The organism is Chamaesiphon sp., from assembly GCF_041738855.1.
In the GTDB taxonomy this organism is placed as follows: Bacteria; Cyanobacteriota; Cyanobacteriia; order Cyanobacteriales; family Chamaesiphonaceae; genus Chamaesiphon.
Window position 1 is genome coordinate 1 of record NZ_JBGSPA010000016.1, and the last position, 18086, is coordinate 18086.

Consider the following 18086-nt stretch of genomic DNA (forward strand, 5'->3'; position numbering starts at 1 on the left):
GGAACGGATGATTGTGGGTTGGTTGCAATTAATTCGGGTTCAGTTGCAGTTAATGTGGGTTTGAGTCGTCGGATAGTTGCAGTTAATGTGGGTTCAATTTTGCGATGATTGTGGGTTTGATGATTTATGATTGCGGGTCGCTACATATATGGATTACTTTGCGTAAGACATGTAAACCCTGTAGATGATAAAAGCAGGCTTGAAACTAGTTTCAAGCCTGCTTTTTTTATGCTTAGCTAAGTAAGCTATCGAGAAAATGATAATTTTTTGTAATTATTAAGATAACCTGTAATAAGCCGATCTCCAGTTTAGTCTACTTTTATTATTTTCCTCTGTCTTGAAATATTGTCCGACCGTTTTTGGAAACATAGATATTGTCGTCATGTACTGAGTATACATATTGACCTTTTTTCCAGGAAACAACTTCACAGGCATCAGCTTCTGGTGAATTACAGGGAATTTGATACTTCGGACCTAAAGTAACACAGCCTCCACTATTAAGACATCCACGGTAAGTACCTTCGTTTAGGGTGTATGTGCCTTTATGACCACGAATTGTGAATTCTGCACAAGCAGGAGCTACGATAACGGTTGTGGAGATGGCAGCAAGTGAAAGAATAGACAGTATCTTTTTCATGGATTCAGTTGAGTATCATATTCATATACTTCTGAATGTTATGTAGCCTATCAGGACAAAAATAATTTTTGGGATTCGAGTTGTGGCTGGAAGAATGATGAGACCTATTTAGTTACATACTGCCAGATTTTGTAAACTCCATAGCTGATTGCGATAGTTGCTACCGCTGGAGCCGCAACAGTGACTGCTATTCCAGCACTCATGCCACCACCGACAACCGATCCGATTGCTGCTAAACCAGAAGTAATCCCAGCTCCACTTAGTCCAGCTACGCTACCAGCCGCAGCGATTGTCCCAACTGTTCCTGTAGTTCCAGCGATAGTACCTACCGCTATCATCGCTCTACCCACCCCACGCGCTTCGCGCTCTCCAGACGGTAATCGATCGTCATCTCTAAGAACTTTATCCATTACTGCTTGAGCCGCAATTACTGGGGCAGTACCTAATACCCCAATGCCAGCGACAGCACCTCCTCCCACAACTCCACCTGCTCCAGCTAGCCCCGTCATCATGGCAGCTCCACCGCTCAATTCACTCAATCCATTCCAACCAGCTACTCCAGCGAGCGTCCATTTTCCTATATCTTTGACATTATTTACAGCATCTTTGACATTATTTACAGCATCTTCCACATTGCTGACAAGATCGGTAAAACCGTCCTCATTGATAGAGTTATTCTCTTCTTGATTATTGGAAGTGAATCCTAAATTGCTTGAATCAGCGTAAGCAGGTTTGATGATTCCAGTAAATGCAATTGTAACCACGAGCATTAGTACAATTATTTTCCGCAACACGATCTTTCACCTTAGTTTGAGGGAGTCATTGACTAGTCTACTCGCGAGGGAATATAGATCGTTGTGTCCAGATCTGATATGACTAGTGATATCGATCGCAAGTCAATAGATATTCAAAATAACTTTCTACTGGAGACAAAAGAAAACATCTACTTATTTAGTAATTGATGCACCATCTTGAAATATTGTTTGACCATTTTTACTTACAACTATCATGCCTTCATCGATACCATATTGGTATTGACCTTTTTTCCAACCAATTCCTCCGCAATATTCAGGTTTCTTCAATCTACATGGGAGGAGATACTTTCTTCCCAAAGTAATACACCCGCCATTATTGAGGCACCCACGTACCAGCTTCATAATCCACCGTGTATGTACCTTTTGCACCATAATAAACTACGGGTTCAGCAAAAGCAGGATTTATGGGGATAGTTGTTGAAATCGAAGCAAGTGAAAAAATCGACAAAAACTTGGTCAGTACTGATGTAGTCATCTTCGAGCCAGATCGAGGTAATTACTTATATTCTTCCCCGCAGAGCATCGTAGGTAACATTACTAGCCCTTCTGTTCAGACACTAAGAAAGCTGTTTCCGAGCACAGAGTTCGCATGTTAATTGAACAGGCGCAAATATGCCATAAACATATACTGCTTACCCCGCTTACCACCAGTAATTTCCTCTAGGATTTCAAACTGCACCAAATCCGCAATCAGCTTGTAAGCCGATGCTGGAGATGTGTTTGTTACCGCTCCCACCTTCGCCGCGTCGATAATTGGACGTTGATACAAGTAATGAATCACCTTTTGAGCATTTACAGATCGACTGCCAAGTGTCTGAATCTGACTCTCTACCTGCTTCTGCAACTTCAGGATATTGTCAAAAGTAGCCACACTACTACTAGCTGTTTCGATAATTCCAACTAGGAAAAACTTAAACCACTGCAATAGGTCATTTTTCTCTCTCGCCCTCATCAGGTTGTCATAATAGTTGGTGCGGTTGCGCTCGAAGAAGTCCGACAAGTACAATACTGGCTGCTTTAATATCCCTCGATCGACTAAGTACAACGTAATGAGTAACCGCCCTACTCTGCCATTCCCGTCTAGAAATGGGTGAATAGTTTCAAACTGGTAATGTACTAGTGCAATCTTGAGCAGTTCTGGAAAATATTGCGTGTCGTTATGGACGAATTTCTCGATATCGCTCATTAACTCGCCAATTGAGTTGTGCGTGGGTGGCACGAAGATGGCATCATCGATGGTAGCTCCGCCGATCCAGTTTTGGCTTTGTCTGAATTCACTAGGCTGTTTATTCTTGCCCCGCACGCCCTGAAGTAAAGTGCTGTGAGTCTCACGAATTAATCGCGAAGAAAAGGGCAACTTCTCCAAGTTAGCAATTGCCTCTTTCATCGCGGCGACATAGTTTTGGACTTCCTCCCAGTCATCTCTGTTTTCTGGAGCAACATCCTCCCTATTCAGGAGTGCTTCTGCCATGTTCGTCTGAGTGCCCTCGATCTTGCTCGATTGAGTCGCCTCTTTGAGGACGTGCATACTGATAAACAGATCGATGTTGGGAATGTAATCGGAGTACATATCCAATCTGCCCAGTTCGCGATCTGCCCGTCCCAGTAGCTGAATCAGCTCCATATTATCCAGCGACCACAGTCGATCGATCTCACTGGGTTGGAAGCTTTTGTAATGTCCCTGTTGGACATAGTAACCAGACTGAAAATCTTTCACTTTAAATCTAAAATAGCTGGAGCTGTTGTTTTAGATTTTACTGTAAATCTAAAACAAAACGTGAATTATTGGCTCATTAACGCATATAATGATCGAAATAACCCCCACCAGTAAAGGCAAGGGCTAGATCGATCGATGGACTGTTATCAGCAGCGCGATCGAAGTTAAACATAACAACTACGAGGTTAACATGTCGAAGACTAGAGTTACAGTTATTAGCCAGCCAAAAATTTTACTACGTTCGAGAATACGCGGGTAGAGCAAAAGACGCATTCATAGCATGAATTGCCCTTTTACCACCATATTTACCACCGCCATTTTTCGAGAACACTTCAAAAGCTTACGTGGTCAAAGGTTTTTTTAAAATGCTGCCTACTTTGGGGTAGTAGGGGTCGGAGGTTCAAATCCTCTCGTTCCGACTAGGAGAAAAACAGCACTAGAAAAGGGTTTCGGCAAGGTTTTACGACTTTGTTGGAGCCTTTTTCGTTTGTCTTATTGACAATCAAAGGGTGGTTAGGGGTGTTTAGACATGACACTTTTACCCTGTTTTTTACCCTGCTATGAAAGTCACGATCGAGAACCTTGAAGGTAGACTGCGACTACGATGGACTTGTCCAGACACTGGCAAGCGGAAAAACTTAGCGTTAGCGGTGGATGACTCAACTACTGGGAGAGCTTTCGCCGCCACAATTAAGGATCGGATCGAGAACGATGCCAAACATGGATACTACGATTCGAGTCTACTGAAATACCGACCTTTGACCATCGGTAAGAATGCCAGTGAGATCACCACCGTTGAGTTATTTGACCGATTCACCCAGCACCAATTCAAAAGTCAAGGACTAGCCAAATCATCAATTAACTCGCGCTATGAGCCACTGAAGCGGATGTTAGAGAAGCATCTGAACATTCAGGCGGCTAGTGTTGATAAGCGACGGGCGGTAGGCTTTGCGGACGCTTGTGCTGATACTCTCACCCCTGGTACTGCCAAAGCCCGAATCATGCTGTTGAAGTCTGCTTGGGAGTGGGGACGGGGGCGATATCAACTAGCGGATGAAAACCCTTGGGTGGGGATTGCCTCTCGTTTCAAATCGATACCAGTCCAGCCAGTTGCGGCGTTCACACTAGATGAAGCAAGGCGGATTATTGAAGGATTCAGGAATAACCGTTACTACTCCCACTACGCCGATTTTGTGGCGTTTCGGTTGGGGATGGGCACCAGGGGCGGGGAAGCTTCAGCCCTGAAATGGAAGCATCTATCGATCGATTTAGATTCCGTCTGGATTGGTGAATCATTCTCGCGGGGTGTCACTGGCAGTACCAAGACCAAGAAGGCTAGAACTGTCCCACTGAGTCAGTCGGTGGCTAATATGCTTCAATCTAGGCGCGATCGATTGAAGCCCGATTCATGCGATGAATTAGTATTCAAAAGTCCAGAGGGTTTACCAATTGACGATCGTAACTTTTGTCGAAGGGCTTGGAAGACAGTTTTAGCCGAAGTTGGGGTACCCTATCGAAGACCATATACCACCAGAAAGACCGCCATTACCCTGAGTTTAAAGGATGGTCATTCATATCTTGAAGTTGCCGCCGCTTGTGGTCATGACCCGAATACGATGCACAAGCACTATTCAGACGTGATTCAAGAGCAAAGCGTATTCGTATCGATCGAGCAATAAAATACCCAACATTAATTTAGTCGATTAATATTGGGACAAAAACTTAAAATATTAACTATCATTATGAACGAAAAGACAATAGAAGTATCTGGATTATATTTTACTCGAGCCAATATATTTGGATGCTACCTTCCCACTCGCACTTCGATTGAATCTGTTCTAGTTAAAATCCCTGATAAGAGAAACAAGCGAAAGATATGTGAACGCTCTAATGAATTGGTAGAACTTCATAGTCAATGTCTTGATATTCCAGATAGTTTCTTTGATGATTGGGTCTGCACTATCGAGTATCGAGTTGAGAAAACAGATCGAGATCGCAAGTATAATCTGGACAAAAAATTGACAGTAATCATGCTGCATCAAGCCTGTATAGCTGGATTAGATGGTAGAGGTATAGCTCGAAATAGTTTTATCAAGAACTGGTTTGAAGGTATGCTGGGGGGCTTTGACCATGACACCCAGAAGCTGCGAAAGATGTTAGGTAATACGCTGGAATGCGTTCACAATCGTAGTAAACCTATCGAAAAGTATAAAAATGTAAAGCTAGAACCGTTAACCTCACGAGAGAAGGAATGTCCAGAATATGTGACTGCTAGAATGCTGTTTGAATCATTTCAGGAACAAATCTGTTTGATATTACAGTACAACTCGCTGATGCTATCTTTCGAGTATCAAATTTATCAACTTATATACGAGGGATTCAAGCTTACAGAAGGCATAAAGGACAAAACATGTATTAACGTCTGTACCAAATGCAATGTCCACTTTGAGAGTAAGAAGCGACCAAGCATCAAGATATGCAATCCATGCAAGAACAGATCGGCTGAACAGAAAAAGGTGAGTAGAAGGATAGATCGCGGTAGTTGGGTACCTATTGGGACTGGAAAATGTGGCGGCGGTTGTGAATCTCTGAAAATAAAAATAAATACGTTTAGTAGTTGTTTGAAGTGCTACATCTCAAACAGTTAGTGGGTAACTATTACAGCTTGGTGAACCCCCTACATTTTTGAGCTTTGAATCTTGAGTATGTCCGTATATATTGTTACTCAGCACCTCTTAGCCCTTCTCTAACCGCTGCTCTCTCACCCCCAAAGCTACCAAGCCCAAACCTGTAAACGATACTACTCAAGGAAATAAATTATGACCACCGCTGTGAAACGTCCACCGATTCAATGGGCATTCATCCCCACAGGCGAAATGTGTCTTCAATTGGGAGTGTCCGCCGATACCCTCAAGGATTGGCGCGTCGCTGGAGTACTAGAAAAAGGTTTGTACTGGACTAGCTTTCCTCACATTCCTAGTCGCATTTTTTGGAATAAGGATTTGGTTCGTGACTGGTTCGTGACTGGCAAAGACTCACCAGCTCATCGAAAGGCGATCGAGAGATACCTAGCTAGTTTGCCAAGTTCTAATGATTATCACCCTACCGCTGTATAAGGGAACCTCCCATTCGATCGCGTCAATGTTTTTTTGGCTACTTGAGTGCCCAAATTTTACGGATCGAGATTAATGACGATCGAGCGCATCTAATATTTTTTCGCGCCTATAGTAGCGAAAATCTACGGATCGAGATTGACAGCCATAAAAAAAGATGGGAGCGGGCGAACCACTACAACCACCCAATTCAAAATAAAACTTACTCCAAACTTAACATGAGAGATTCACTGTCAGGTAAATCCAGTTCTTTTCCCCCCTATTCCCCGCTGCGATTCGATAGTTCCATCGCCAATGGTTTACGTTTCTACCAAATCGAAAAAAATTGCCGATCGCAAGTTTGTATCGGCAAGCATCTAGTAGCGATTGCATCTGTTCAGGATGCTCAAGGGGATAACGCCGCTTTGGTACTTGAGTTCGAGTTGATGAATGGGAATATCAAACGCTGCCTCATCCGTCGCGAGGATCTCGTTAGTCGCGGGGGTGAGAAAATATTCGCGAGTTTATTAGCGCGGGGATATCACTACGATTTAGAGCATCAAGCATCGATTCTAGTCTACTTGTCTGGTTTGGGCGTTGGACTACCAGAGATTATAGCTGATGAATTTGGTCGAATTGGGATGGATCTTGAAAAGCTGGTTTCCCCCGTGGCAGACACTGATGACATTGACTGGATTCCTTTCTAGCTAGATACAAAGAACCCCTAACGCGGTTGACAGTTGCGTTGGGGGTTCTACTGACTTGGTTTAATACTTACCTACAATCTAACATGACTAACTCTCAACAAACCAGCTACAGTCAATCTTTAACCAATTTTCAGCCAGAACACATAAAAGAATTTCGAGATAGTGCGATCGATGATAACATTGCCAATCTCAATTTTTCGTCTTTCGATGGCAGCGATGAGAACGAATTAGACGAAGTATTCAGTCTACTAATCGAAGATCCAAAGCGCAATAATAATGGCATTCCTTCAGGCACATCTCAACAAGAACTAATTAATGCTATCTACGGCGGTGGATGGCTATTCAGGGGTCAGGTAGGTACATCTGTGAAGCTAGATTCACCGCGCAAACGTAAGATTGCGGTTAAGGATAAGGATGGCAATAACGTGAAAGAGGATGGCAAGGTCAAATACGAATATGAGTGTGAGGAGGATGGAACGCCGAAAACTATTAAATATGAATCACCAAGAGGTAGTGGCAATCAACAGCTATTCCTCCCCCATGTAACGTTCGGCACGTCCAAGCGGATTCAATCCCAAATTTATACCAGCTTAGGATTAGAGGTTAAGTTATTCAATTCCGACGCGGCTAAAATTGCAAAGGATGAAGATATTAACCCTATGTTTTGGGAGCTATTTGAATATCAGAAACAGTGCCCACTAATCATCACTGAAGGTGCTAAGAAAGCTTGTGCATTAATATCCGCTGGTTATGCTGCTATCGCCCTAAATGGTGTTGACGGGTACGGTAATAATGTCTACCTGAAAAATGAGAATGGTGAAATTCTCATGGAAAAGAACCCCTACGAGGATGGTGATAAAAAGGTCTGTAAACAAGATGCTGATGGAAATAACATCAAAACTTTTCTCCCAGAGCTAGAGCGGCTGACAAATGGTAGAGACGTGATATTAGCATTCGATGTCGATGACAATCCCAGTACTAAAAAGAAAGTTGATGGGGCTAAAGCTCGATTCCGATTGGCAGTAGAAGGCATTGCCAAAACAGTCACACAAGTTAAATGGAAAGGTCATAAAGGTGTAGATGATTTGATTGCGGCTGAAGGTGTTAAAGCCTTCGATAAAGCCTACAAGATAAAAGCTGAAGTCAAGCTAAAACCACAGAAAGAGCCTAAACCCGCAAGCTTTGGGTTCAGTAGTTCGATTGAAACTGGATTAGTAGCGGTAGCATTAGGTGAAGATGGAAAGGAACTACCTGATAAAGATGGTAAACCAAAAACTGAATTAATCGGCAATCATTTAATTGTTATTGCTACGCTAGACAATCCAGATGGCAATGGATCGGCGTTCTTACTCGAATTCAAAACTTTCAAGGGTACGATCGGTAGTTGGACTATGCCCCGCGAGTATATGGCGGGGGATGGTAGCCTATTAATCCAAGAATTATACAAGCGAAAATATTCATTTGTTCGTGATAAAAAGTCAATGCTACTCGATTACTTGTCCACACTTGGCGGTTCGATCGAGCAAGAATATATCATCACAGATTCAAGCGGTTGGGTAAACAAATCATTCGTGCTTCCCCACAAGACCCACGGTGATGAAAATTTGAGGTTTAGAGATGTAGAACCTAGTCCAGACGTTATAACCGAAGTCAAAGGCACGTTACAAGGCTGGAAGGATAATGTAGCGGCTCGATGTGCGGGTAATTCTCGATTAATTTTGGGCTTGGGTGCCAGCTTTGCCGCGCCATTGCTCCCGATCCTAGATATTGAGTCGGGTGGATTTCATTTAGTTGGGGGTACCTCCCAAGGTAAAACCATTATTTTGTCGGTAGCCGCTTCTGTGACTGGCATCAAGGACATCCCCCACTGGAGAACTACCAGCAACGGTTTAGAGAGTGTTGCCACCGCTTTTAACCACCTCTGCTTACCACTGGATGAAATCGGTCAAGCCGATCCCAAAGATGTGGGGAATATCGCTTACATGCTAGGTAACGGGCAAGGTAAGGCGCGGATGACTAAGAACCTTACCAACCGCAAGCCCAAAACTTGGAAGTTGATATTTTTGTCATCCGGTGAAGTCAGCTTGGGTAACTTCATGGCTCAAGCTAACGTGATACAAAAAGGCGGTCAAGAGGTTCGATTACCTGATGTACCCGCTATTCCTGACGGTTCTAAATACGGTTGCTTTGAAACGATTCACGGGGCGGAAAGCGGTTTTCAGTTCGCATCGGCACTAGAGGCGGCGGTAATCGAGAATCGGGGCACGGCTTTAGATACTTTTCTGTCTCGATTAGTCATTAATATCGCCGATCCCTCGTTTGCTGGCAATTTGTCGAAACAGCTCCACCTCACCGCCGCCAAATTATCCGAAGGCAATAAAGATAGTGCGATCGGACGGGTAGCTAAACGGTTCGCACTACTACAGATATCGCTTGGACTGGCTCATAAATACGATCTACTGCCCTTTGATGCTGAACAGATAGATTGGGCTATCTCTGAGTGTTTTGACGCTTGGTTGGCTTCTAGGGGCGGGGATGGCTCGATCGAAATCAAGCAGGCAATCAAGAGAATCGAACACTTGCTTGTTACGAATGAATTTAGTGACCGCATGATAGATCCACGCGATGGAAACACCAAGACGATCCGGAATTTACTAGCCATTCGCCGACTAGATTCAGACGGACAAACGCAAGATTTTCTAGTACCGCCTCCCGTGTTTGATGATGAATTTTGCAAGGGTGTTAACAAAGTAGAGCTGCTTAAAGAACTTTATTCGAGAGGTCAGATAGCAGAGCCTGAAACAGATGGACGCTTCGATCGTCAAGTGAAAATCAACAAGCAAAAGAAGCGATTTTATATTTTATTAGCGGCTGGATTCGGAAATCATGAAAAAGCCTTGGGTACCTTGGGTACTCTGGGTACCTCTCCCGAAACTCAAGCAGTGACAGAGTTTCAAGAAAACAAGAAGGTACCCAACGACAAAAACATCTTGGGTACTTTGGGTACCTTGGGTGTCAAACCTGAAAATAAAGAAGGTACCCAAGGTACCCAAGCAAAAAAAGGTGTCGGGTACGATTTGGGTACCAGCGAAAGCTTTACAGAGAAAGCGTTACAGCCATTAGTACCCGAAGTACCCAAGGTACCCAAGCAAAAACAAGACTTCCCAGCCATTGCAACTAAAAATATTGAAATCACACCAGAGGTACCCGAAGGTGAATTCTAGAATATTAATTGGTTCCACTGTTTACGGATCGGCGGGGGTGGGATGCAAGGTTTTGGCAGTCGATGGGGATACCCTAACGATCAAAACCAGCAAAGGGGAAGGGAAAATCTCAATATCTAGGGTAGTCAAGGTAGAACCGCTATCTTTACTCGATCGCTTGCTTTCGATCGCTTCAGTGGGCAAGCAAGAGGCGACACAGCAACTAACCGCCATTACCTTAGACTTCAATGTGAACTCTATATATGAAGCTTCCCTTGACCTTGAAATCTTCTTTGGTACATTTATCCGGCGATCGCTGTCAGAACTCAGCCCTGTAGAGTTTGAGGCAATAGGGAATGATGGCAGTGAAGGTAAGTATGGTTTGTGGGTTCCCACCGATTCCCCGCCGCCGAATAACCTTCCTGATGGTGGAATATTTACCATTGGTGATTGTGTCACTCATACCGACCTCTACCACTGCTACGGGGCTGATGTGGGGATAATCGAGTTAGTCGATAGCTTTGGGGATTATCACGTTAGATGGAAGTCAGACGGGTATGTTGGGAGATATTCGGTGGATAACCTTAAACTGTGTGAGATTGTGAGTCGATCGCATCCATATCGGTAAATCCCCACCAACTCACATCGATAATTCTGGGATATCGTCTAGGGTCACTGAGATTAGAGAATCACCTTCGATCGACTAGCCCTGTAGCATATCCCAAGTATCGATCGCCTCCCTGCCACGCTGGTCTATCTCCCCTCAGATCGTTCTCACAGAAGTTTTACGTTCTAGTTTTGGGGAATCTTTCGACTCTAAACTATTAGGTAATATTCCCTGTGCTGATTGCCATACAGTCGTTACGGGTAAGAACTAACCTATTTTCAAAAATTGACAAGCTAATAAGAACTAAAGGATGTCACTAGTAGTATGTGATTTTGCTCACTACTACATTCAGGATGCCACGTAGAAAGTGATTCCCCCACTAAGCTGTAGATAGTTCAAGTGGGAATTATTAGTTGCTTAACGCCCATTTATACCGCCCTTTATTCTATTTTCATAGAAGCGACAAGATTGTTCAATATCCGCCATAAGTGAGTCACAGCAACAAATAATTAACAAGCCAGGAGCAGCATTATGAGGTATAATTATATAAATTACTAGTAATAATAGAAAATGAAATTTACCCAATCCGAATTAGATAGTTTAGCGGGTTTCCCAGAACAACTGATTGCCATGAGAGAAACTATCAGCACATTCGATCTTCAAGTAGATCCAACTCACAGCCTTACCCGCATCAATCTGTTACAGACTGTGAGACGGGATATGCACAATGGACTAACCGCTATTGCCACCACAATGCAACAACTAATTGATGCTGGAGCGTAAGTCTAACCACGTTTGCCGAATGACATAAATAAACAATTCCCCCTCACTCTTAATTGAATGAAGGGGATTTTATTTGTAGATTACTATTTACTTGTTTAATCGTCCCAAGTAAACGGGTAACAGTTCATCATCAGACTTTTCACCATATTCTATTGATAATCTGCCATGAAGTGAAACTTGAACTAATCTAATCTTCTCAATTGCTTGCTCCAGTTGTTTAGCTTCCTTTGCTGAGGATTTGGCGTATTTACTAATTAGACTTGCTCTAAGCCCTTCTATCTGTATCTGACAACGTTTAAGCTGTTCTCCATAATATTCGTGTGATTCAAATTTAAAGCCTTGTGTTTCGTCTGTCATGATTAATTACTCTCAGTTAATTTAGTAAACTTGTAAGATTTAGACATCACCCATTCTCCTCGCCCCTGGCTTCTCGCAAAGTCAATAGCACTATCGCCATTAACCTTATTTCGAGTCGTGCGGGTCAATCCTAGCCAATCATGGAACTCTCCGAACGAGAATGATGATGGAACTTGCACGTCCTCAGCTACGGATTCAGAATTACTCGAATCGTCTGAGGGGGTATTTTTAGTATCCGGTAAGCTATCCGGTAATAATGCACCCTTATCCGATATTATAGCATCATTATCCGGTAAGCTATCCGGTACAGCATCAACTTTATCCGGTAAAGAGTGAAGGGTAGGATTATCCTCTGTTTGGCAATCGGGTAATATTCCCAATTCAGCTAATCGTCTGTCTACAATAGCTTCTATCCTTTTATCGGATATATCGGATATGTCATTATTCTTATCCGATAATGTATTTAATATCTTATCCGGTAAGTTGTCCGATACATTACTAATGGTATCCGGTAGTCTTCCATTAAGGGCATCTAGACCCAACTGTACCAACTTAATAACCGTTGGGGATACTTCCACCTTTTGACTAATATGATGGGTTCTAGCTCCATCCTTGACGGCTATCTGTTGAAGCTTTTCGTACATCTCATTGGGGAACCTGATATCTAACCTTGTCACTGACTCGCCCGATCTACCCATATCCGATAATACTCACTTTTATCCGGTAACTATTCCACTATATCCGGTAAGTGGTAAACGTCAATCTATCCGGTAATCTATCCGGTAAACAAGTTATACTATCGGATAAGCGTCCTAACAATTGCTCAATTATAGGGCAGTCAATTAGGGCACCACAGAATCAGTGTTTCAGCCGATAAAATTCAAGGGGTAAGTTAAGACAGATGAAAGTAGCTATTTATGCACGGGTCAGTACTCACGATCAGAACTGCGAACGTCAAATCAAAGATCTAACCGAATATGCTGCAAAGTGTGATTATGAAGTATTCGGAATATACAGTGAAACGATGTCAGGGATGAAAACCGATCGCGTCCAGCGAAAAGAAGTAATGAGATTAGCTAGGGCGCGTGATATTGATGGAGTGTTGGTAACTGAGTTGACTCGTTGGGGTAGATCGACCACAGACTTGATCAACACATTAAATGAACTGCATAGCTGGAAAGTACCTCTCATTGCTCAGAATGGCTTCCAGTGTGACCTTTCTACACCTCACGGGAAAATGATTCTAGGGATTATGGCGACGCTGGCAGAGTTCGAGCGCGATCTGTTCTCTGAAAGGGTCAAATCAGGGGTAGCACTGGCAAGATCCAAAGGGAAAGTATTCGGTAGAAAGCCTGGAAGCAAAGCCGATAAGTACCGCAATAATATTAAATTGTTGAGTGAGGAAGGAAAATCTATTAGAGTGATTGCAACTATGTTGGGACTAGATAAAGGAATGGTAGAGAGGCAATTAGCTATTATCAAAAAAGAGAGTATTAAAACTTGAATTAGATTAAAACTTAATGCTAAATATTAAACACGATTTACTTTTATTGGTAGTCGTGTTTTCATTGTCATTGTCTATTTTATTTTTCTACTTGCATTAGGAATCGTTATTACTCCATCCTTACGCAATCTAGCTAGAGCGGTAGTTAGAGTTTTATATGGTATGCCTAGCAATTCTGCAAACCACTTTAAATTTATTTCTGTCAGTTCTAAAACTTGAACAGCTCCGATAATATACCCGCTAACTGTTATTAATTTGAGGCTGTAGTCGCTCTTGAGCTTTGCCAATTGTGGATCGGTGTATTCTGCCATAAAGCCCCTAAAGTACTGATACCAGCCTATCAGCTATGAGTACCAATATTGTGATATGAGTCACAGTCAATAACTCTACACAGAGCCATAGTAGTGGAAAGGAATCGGACAGACACCGCCTGTACCTTGAACCACGAAAGGGTGACGCCGTAAAAAGGATCGAGGATGAACCCGACCCGCTAAAATAAAATCTATTCCCAGGATACCCAGAAATGTCAACTAAATTACTAGTTAACGAAAACTTGTCTTTTCACTCAATCCAGTTATTAACTTATTTCTCTACCAAACAACATGTAATGTGTTTGCAGACAGAAGCCATTAACGCGGCAAGCTATAACGATTTATTCTCAAAAGGTTTGCTGGAGTTTTCCAAAGGTCGTGGCTTAGGCTTGTACATACAGACTTCAAAATCAGGAAGAGAGTCAATTGCTCTTGAGCAATTAGCTATCGATTTATCTGGAAAGTTAAACTAATGACTTATCAGGAAGCGATCGACTACCTCAGCAACGCATTACTCAATAACAAAGATAGCTATTATCAAAGTCCTTGATACCAAACTAGTAATTTAATTCAAAAAAGTATTACCATGCCTAGAAAACTAATCTCAATCGAAAACCAATTAATCGAGAAAATTCAATTCAGAGCTACGAAAGCAGTGAATGAGCGATTACGCGCTATTGCGAAAAAGAAACTCAGACCGAAAAGCTTTGTAATTTGTGAAGCTCTCAATCTTTATTTCACTGTTTTAGATGAAAATAACGATTGAACTCTGTTTGTACCATTTTTATTCGCCACTATAGCAACCACTAAAGTTACACTTGGTAGCGCAATGATATTACTTCAGTCTAAAACTCATGCACTCCACAGGTTCTAGCATTGTCATTGTTAGAGAACCACAAACGAGCCTTATAATCGAAATAGCCCCCACCAGTGAAGGCGAGGGCTAGATCGATCGAAAGACTGTTACCAGCAGCGCGATCGAAGCAAACAAGTTACTTACTGAATATTATGACCCAAGCTACCGATTCAGACATCAGAGAAATTAAGACAGCGGTAGAATCGATCGCTAAGGCTACGGAAGCCAACACAAAAGCGATCGCCGATCTGACCCTAGAAATGCGCGTAGGCTTTGCAGAACTCAAGGGACAGGTCAATACGTCCGAAGCCAAGCTAGAGGGGAAGATAGACAAGCTAGATGAGCGAACTAAGCTTGGTTTCTGGGGATTTATCTTTCGAGGTACCGCACTGGCAGCACTGGCAGCATTGACCGCCATTTTTGTTAAGTACTTATTTCCAATCCTACCGACAGAACTACCCAAGCTGTAAGACCGACACCGAAACCACCTTTTACCCTGTTTTTTACCCTGCTCACTTATTGCAAATGGCTGAAGTGAATACCCCATCAGCAGTTTAGAGGCAATGCTTACTACTTTGGGGTAGTAGGGGTCGGAGGTTCAAATCCTCTCGTTCCGACTTGGGAAAAAACAGCACTAGAAAAGGGTTTCGGCAAGGTCTATCGACTTTGTTGAAACTCTTTTCGTTTGTCTTATTGACAATGAAAGGGTGGTTAGGGGTGTTTAGACATGACACATTTACCCCTATGAAAGTGACCATAGAATCACACCAGAATAAATTACGGTTGCGCTGGACTTGTCCAGAGACGGGCAAGCGCAAGACTCTAGCTTTGGGCTTGGAAGACTCAGAGGCTGGTAGAGGTTTCTCATCGACAATTAAGGATCGGATCGAGAAAGATATCGAAAATATTGGGTACAGTCACTACGATCCCACTCTACTGAAATACCGCCTCAGAACCATCGGCAAGAATGCCAGCGAGATAACCACCGTCGAACTATTCGATCGCTTCACCCAACACCAATTCAAAAGTGAAGGGGTAATGAAATCTTCGATTAAATCCCGCTACCAGCCAGTTAAGCGGATGTTAGAGAAACATCTGAACATTCGGGCGGCTAGTGTCGATTGACGACGGGCGGTAAGCTTTGCGGATGTTTGCGGCGATACTCTCACCCCTGGTACTGCCAAAGCCCGAATCATGCTGTTGAAGTCTGCTTGGGATTGGGGCAAGGGACGATATCAGTTAGCGGATGAGAATCCGTGGGTGGGGATTGCCACACGGTTTAAATCAATACCAGTTCAGCCCGTCGCTGCATTCACCAAAGATGAGCGACGAAGATTATCGAGGGTTTTAGGAATAGCCGCTACTACTCCCACTATGCCGATTTTGTCGTGTTTCGGTTGAGCATGGGCACCAGGGGCGGGGAAGCTTCAGCCCTAAAGTGGAAACACATATCGGCGGATTTTAGTTCGGCTTGGATTGGGGAATCTTTCTCGCGGGGTGTCACTGGCAGTACCAAAACGAAGAAGGCGCGAACGGTTCCCCTAAACCCTTCAATCTCTGCCATGCTCCAAGCCAGACGCGATCGATTGAAACCCATTTCTGATGATGAGTTAGTGTTCAAAAGTCCAGAGGGGTTAGCGATCGACGATCGTAACTTTTGTAGACGGGCGTGGAAGACGGTACTAGCTGAGGTGGGGGTTAAATATCGCAAGCCTTACACCACCAGAAAGACCGCCATTACTCTCAGCTTGAAGAGTGGTGCTTCCTACATAGAAGTAGCGGCGGCGGCTGGTCATGACCCTCAGACCATGCACAAGTACTACTCTGATGTGATTCAAGAGCGAAGCGTATTTGTCTCGTTTGAATAGTAAAATACCCAGAGTTAATCTATTTGATTAGCTCTAGGTCAAACTTTAATTGTTATTTAATATTATGAATCATTCTGATAAACAAATAGTGCACATCTTACCAGGGTTTAAATCTTTTGTCATTGACAGCAGAGAAATTCCCGATAGTAACATTCTTTTAAAGCTACTTCGACCGAATATCGATCCCGAAACTGCGATGCTTGTGGAAAGTTGGACTCTTGACTCAGAACAAGAAATGATTTCTCAATTAATACTGAGAGAACACAGTAATTTGATAGTATCTCGTTTGCCAGAAATATCATTACTCGACACTGATGGCGTGGCTCTGTCGATAGGCGAAAAATTAGAGCAGTTAGTTAAAGGCTTTATTCCTGAACGGGTTAGCTTTAATTTTGATGTATTCCGTTTTCATATTGCCAGATTAGAATATCTAGATTACTTTTTTCTTCCTCCTCCAAACTATGACAAGATTGGAAAAATTTCACAACAAATAAATCGAGCTTATTACCAATGGAAAAAAACTGAAAAATGCGAAACTAAAGCGATTGATAAATATTTTGATGATTCAAAAGAAAGAAGGAATATCATTCGTAAAAATTCCCCTGACTATGAAATTTCTGAGTATTGGTGGAATTCGTTCTTGTATATGGCTCAGAAATACTATGAAGTTGAATTTCTAGAACTTGTAGCTAAGAAATCAAAAGGGTTTTCTGAAATTGTGGATATTAGCCAAAAAAACTATCGTAAACCACTCGAAAAAAGGCTAGTTAAATACAACAGACCTTGGCAGTGCCCATATTGCAAAAAGTGGTACAAACAAGAACCTGGTGGAAACGGGAAACCGAGAGCCAAATGTAAATCGTGTTTCAAAAGCTGGGATAGCGATCGGAGAAGGGTAAAAGATCCGTAATCCTAAAGTGAATACTTTTTTAATGCGATTTGCGAAAATGGCTTTAACACCTGTAACCCGTTCCGGTGTTGCTTTTCCCCTAAAAGCTACCAAGCCCCGCCCAACAAACCATCAAAACTAGGAAATAAAAAATGGCAACAAAAGTAAAGCGACCGGAAATTCATTGGGCATTCGTCCCCAGTGGCGAACTCTGTCTACAGCTCGGAGTTTCAGCCGATACCCTCAAAGATTGGCGGGTTGCTGGAGTTCTCAAAAAAGGACTCTACTGGACAACCTTTCCGCACATTCCCAGCCGTGTATTCTGGAACCGCGATTTATGCAGAGACTGGTTTGTCAATGGGAACTCCCCAGCCCACCAACGCGCGATCGAGCGTTATCTAGCCTCACTTCCAAGCTCAGATGAGTACAAACCCACAGCAGCTTGACATAAAAAATCGCCCTAGCGATTGCGAAAGCGAAAACCAATAAAAATTCACTCCCAGTTTAAACCATGCCCCAACCAATACGCTCTAATCAGGATCTAAACTTGACCGAGGAAATCCACTACCAAAATCGATGCAGCTTCCCAGACTGTCCCGATGACATCATTCCCTCACCCAATGGATCGATCGTTACTGCCTCAAACATCATCAAATCGACCCCAATTTATAGCCACAAAAGGGCACCTAAACGTTTACTACATCCGTTTAGGTGCCCTCTGTTATCTAAAAATTCTTACC

General features: G+C 43.0%; 21 protein-coding genes. 14 read left to right on the forward strand and 7 right to left on the reverse strand.

Annotated elements, in window-relative coordinates; translation table 11 throughout:
- Positions 1-322: 322 nt before the first annotated feature.
- The 4 genes from ACEW9I_RS02275 to ACEW9I_RS02290 form a co-directional block, all read right to left on the reverse strand.
- Positions 323-637 (reverse strand): hypothetical protein, encoded by a 315-nt coding sequence (locus ACEW9I_RS02275; protein WP_373538754.1) that lies wholly within the window; start codon positions 635-637, stop codon positions 323-325.
- A 104-nt stretch (positions 638-741) separates the two neighbouring features.
- A complete protein-coding gene (locus tag ACEW9I_RS02280) occupies positions 742-1407 on the reverse strand; it encodes a hypothetical protein (protein WP_373538755.1) in 666 nt (221 codons plus the stop codon).
- A 177-nt stretch (positions 1408-1584) separates the two neighbouring features.
- The gene (locus ACEW9I_RS02285; RefSeq protein WP_373538756.1) at positions 1585-1719 is read right to left on the reverse strand and encodes a hypothetical protein; all 135 of its coding nucleotides are present in this window, start codon (positions 1717-1719) and stop codon (positions 1585-1587) included.
- 325 nt (positions 1720-2044) lie between these two features.
- A complete protein-coding gene (locus ACEW9I_RS02290) occupies positions 2045-3169 on the reverse strand; it encodes a Fic family protein (protein ID WP_373538757.1) in 1125 nt (374 codons plus the stop codon).
- A gap of 560 nt (positions 3170-3729) precedes the next feature.
- Between ACEW9I_RS02290 and xerC the strand changes: the two genes are divergently transcribed.
- The 7 genes from xerC to ACEW9I_RS02325 all read left to right on the forward strand — a co-directional run bounded on the left by xerC (position 3730) and on the right by ACEW9I_RS02325 (position 11561).
- Positions 3730-4848 carry a tyrosine recombinase XerC gene (xerC, locus tag ACEW9I_RS02295; RefSeq protein ID WP_373538758.1) on the forward strand — a complete coding sequence of 373 codons (1119 nt, stop codon included), beginning with the start codon at positions 3730-3732 and terminating at the stop codon, positions 4846-4848.
- Positions 4849-4911: 63 nt separating this feature from the next.
- Entirely contained in the window at positions 4912-5817 is a 906-nt protein-coding gene (locus tag ACEW9I_RS02300; RefSeq protein WP_373538759.1) for a hypothetical protein, read from the forward strand.
- A 171-nt stretch (positions 5818-5988) separates the two neighbouring features.
- On the forward strand, positions 5989-6285 hold the full coding sequence (locus ACEW9I_RS02305; RefSeq protein ID WP_373538760.1) for a hypothetical protein: 297 nt from the start codon (positions 5989-5991) through the stop codon (positions 6283-6285).
- Positions 6286-6326: 41 nt separating this feature from the next.
- Positions 6327-6968: a hypothetical protein gene (locus ACEW9I_RS02310; RefSeq protein WP_373538761.1), complete on the forward strand. Its 642-nt coding sequence runs from the start codon at positions 6327-6329 to the stop codon at positions 6966-6968.
- An 83-nt stretch (positions 6969-7051) separates the two neighbouring features.
- Positions 7052-10192 (forward strand): DUF927 domain-containing protein, encoded by a 3141-nt coding sequence (locus ACEW9I_RS02315; protein ID WP_373538762.1) that lies wholly within the window; start codon positions 7052-7054, stop codon positions 10190-10192.
- Positions 10182-10799 carry a hypothetical protein gene (locus ACEW9I_RS02320; protein WP_373538763.1) on the forward strand — a complete coding sequence of 206 codons (618 nt, stop codon included), beginning with the start codon at positions 10182-10184 and terminating at the stop codon, positions 10797-10799. The genes ACEW9I_RS02315 and ACEW9I_RS02320 overlap by 11 nt, the downstream gene beginning before the upstream one ends.
- Before the next feature lie 549 nt (positions 10800-11348).
- The gene (locus ACEW9I_RS02325) at positions 11349-11561 is read left to right on the forward strand and encodes a hypothetical protein (RefSeq protein ID WP_373538764.1); all 213 of its coding nucleotides are present in this window, start codon (positions 11349-11351) and stop codon (positions 11559-11561) included.
- 87 nt (positions 11562-11648) lie between these two features.
- Here the strand turns inward: ACEW9I_RS02325 and ACEW9I_RS02330 are convergent, their stop codons facing one another.
- Together ACEW9I_RS02330 and ACEW9I_RS02335 are read right to left on the reverse strand one after the other, a co-directional pair.
- A complete protein-coding gene (locus tag ACEW9I_RS02330) occupies positions 11649-11918 on the reverse strand; it encodes a hypothetical protein (RefSeq protein WP_373538765.1) in 270 nt (89 codons plus the stop codon).
- A 2-nt stretch (positions 11919-11920) separates the two neighbouring features.
- Positions 11921-12562 (reverse strand): hypothetical protein, encoded by a 642-nt coding sequence (locus ACEW9I_RS02335; RefSeq protein ID WP_373538766.1) that lies wholly within the window; start codon positions 12560-12562, stop codon positions 11921-11923.
- 257 nt (positions 12563-12819) lie between these two features.
- Here ACEW9I_RS02335 and ACEW9I_RS02340 point away from each other — a divergent pair, with 257 nt between their 5' ends.
- Positions 12820-13422, forward strand: a complete 603-nt coding sequence (locus tag ACEW9I_RS02340) for a recombinase family protein (RefSeq protein ID WP_373538767.1) — start codon at positions 12820-12822, stop codon at positions 13420-13422.
- A 74-nt stretch (positions 13423-13496) separates the two neighbouring features.
- Here ACEW9I_RS02340 and ACEW9I_RS02345 read toward each other — a convergent pair whose 3' ends face one another.
- The gene (locus tag ACEW9I_RS02345; protein WP_373538768.1) at positions 13497-13733 is read right to left on the reverse strand and encodes a hypothetical protein; all 237 of its coding nucleotides are present in this window, start codon (positions 13731-13733) and stop codon (positions 13497-13499) included.
- 212 nt (positions 13734-13945) lie between these two features.
- Between ACEW9I_RS02345 and ACEW9I_RS02350 the strand changes: the two genes are divergently transcribed.
- The 6 genes from ACEW9I_RS02350 to ACEW9I_RS02375 all read left to right on the forward strand — a co-directional run bounded on the left by ACEW9I_RS02350 (position 13946) and on the right by ACEW9I_RS02375 (position 17792).
- Positions 13946-14206, forward strand: a complete 261-nt coding sequence (locus ACEW9I_RS02350) for a hypothetical protein (protein WP_373538769.1) — start codon at positions 13946-13948, stop codon at positions 14204-14206.
- 535 nt (positions 14207-14741) lie between these two features.
- Complete coding sequence (locus ACEW9I_RS02355; RefSeq protein WP_373538770.1) at positions 14742-15059, forward strand: hypothetical protein; 318 nt, start codon at positions 14742-14744, stop codon at positions 15057-15059.
- A gap of 280 nt (positions 15060-15339) precedes the next feature.
- Positions 15340-15714 (forward strand): hypothetical protein, encoded by a 375-nt coding sequence (locus ACEW9I_RS02360; protein WP_373538771.1) that lies wholly within the window; start codon positions 15340-15342, stop codon positions 15712-15714.
- A 212-nt stretch (positions 15715-15926) separates the two neighbouring features.
- Positions 15927-16457, forward strand: coding sequence for a tyrosine-type recombinase/integrase (locus ACEW9I_RS02365; protein ID WP_373538785.1), 531 nt, complete (start codon positions 15927-15929; stop codon positions 16455-16457).
- A gap of 64 nt (positions 16458-16521) precedes the next feature.
- The gene (locus tag ACEW9I_RS02370; RefSeq protein ID WP_373538772.1) at positions 16522-17367 is read left to right on the forward strand and encodes a hypothetical protein; all 846 of its coding nucleotides are present in this window, start codon (positions 16522-16524) and stop codon (positions 17365-17367) included.
- A 131-nt stretch (positions 17368-17498) separates the two neighbouring features.
- Complete coding sequence (locus ACEW9I_RS02375; protein ID WP_373538773.1) at positions 17499-17792, forward strand: hypothetical protein; 294 nt, start codon at positions 17499-17501, stop codon at positions 17790-17792.
- The last annotated feature ends 294 nt before the right edge of the window (positions 17793-18086 follow it).

Coding starts and splice junctions, on each gene's coding strand:
- ACEW9I_RS02330 (WP_373538765.1), bottom strand. CDS start 11,918: ATGACAGACGAAACACAAGGCTTTAAATTTGAATCACACGAATATTAT.
- ACEW9I_RS02335 (WP_373538766.1), bottom strand. CDS start 12,562: ATGTACGAAAAGCTTCAACAGATAGCCGTCAAGGATGGAGCTAGAACC.
- ACEW9I_RS02350 (WP_373538769.1), top strand. CDS start 13,946: ATGTCAACTAAATTACTAGTTAACGAAAACTTGTCTTTTCACTCAATC.
- ACEW9I_RS02345 (WP_373538768.1), bottom strand. CDS start 13,733: ATGGCAGAATACACCGATCCACAATTGGCAAAGCTCAAGAGCGACTAC.
- ACEW9I_RS02275 (WP_373538754.1), bottom strand. CDS start 637: ATGAAAAAGATACTGTCTATTCTTTCACTTGCTGCCATCTCCACAACC.
- ACEW9I_RS02305 (WP_373538760.1), top strand. CDS start 5,989: ATGACCACCGCTGTGAAACGTCCACCGATTCAATGGGCATTCATCCCC.
- ACEW9I_RS02300 (WP_373538759.1), top strand. CDS start 4,912: ATGAACGAAAAGACAATAGAAGTATCTGGATTATATTTTACTCGAGCC.
- ACEW9I_RS02340 (WP_373538767.1), top strand. CDS start 12,820: ATGAAAGTAGCTATTTATGCACGGGTCAGTACTCACGATCAGAACTGC.
- ACEW9I_RS02280 (WP_373538755.1), bottom strand. CDS start 1,407: ATGCTCGTGGTTACAATTGCATTTACTGGAATCATCAAACCTGCTTAC.
- ACEW9I_RS02325 (WP_373538764.1), top strand. CDS start 11,349: ATGAAATTTACCCAATCCGAATTAGATAGTTTAGCGGGTTTCCCAGAA.
- ACEW9I_RS02375 (WP_373538773.1), top strand. CDS start 17,499: ATGGCAACAAAAGTAAAGCGACCGGAAATTCATTGGGCATTCGTCCCC.
- ACEW9I_RS02355 (WP_373538770.1), top strand. CDS start 14,742: ATGACCCAAGCTACCGATTCAGACATCAGAGAAATTAAGACAGCGGTA.
- ACEW9I_RS02370 (WP_373538772.1), top strand. CDS start 16,522: ATGAATCATTCTGATAAACAAATAGTGCACATCTTACCAGGGTTTAAA.
- ACEW9I_RS02315 (WP_373538762.1), top strand. CDS start 7,052: ATGACTAACTCTCAACAAACCAGCTACAGTCAATCTTTAACCAATTTT.
- xerC (WP_373538758.1), top strand. CDS start 3,730: ATGAAAGTCACGATCGAGAACCTTGAAGGTAGACTGCGACTACGATGG.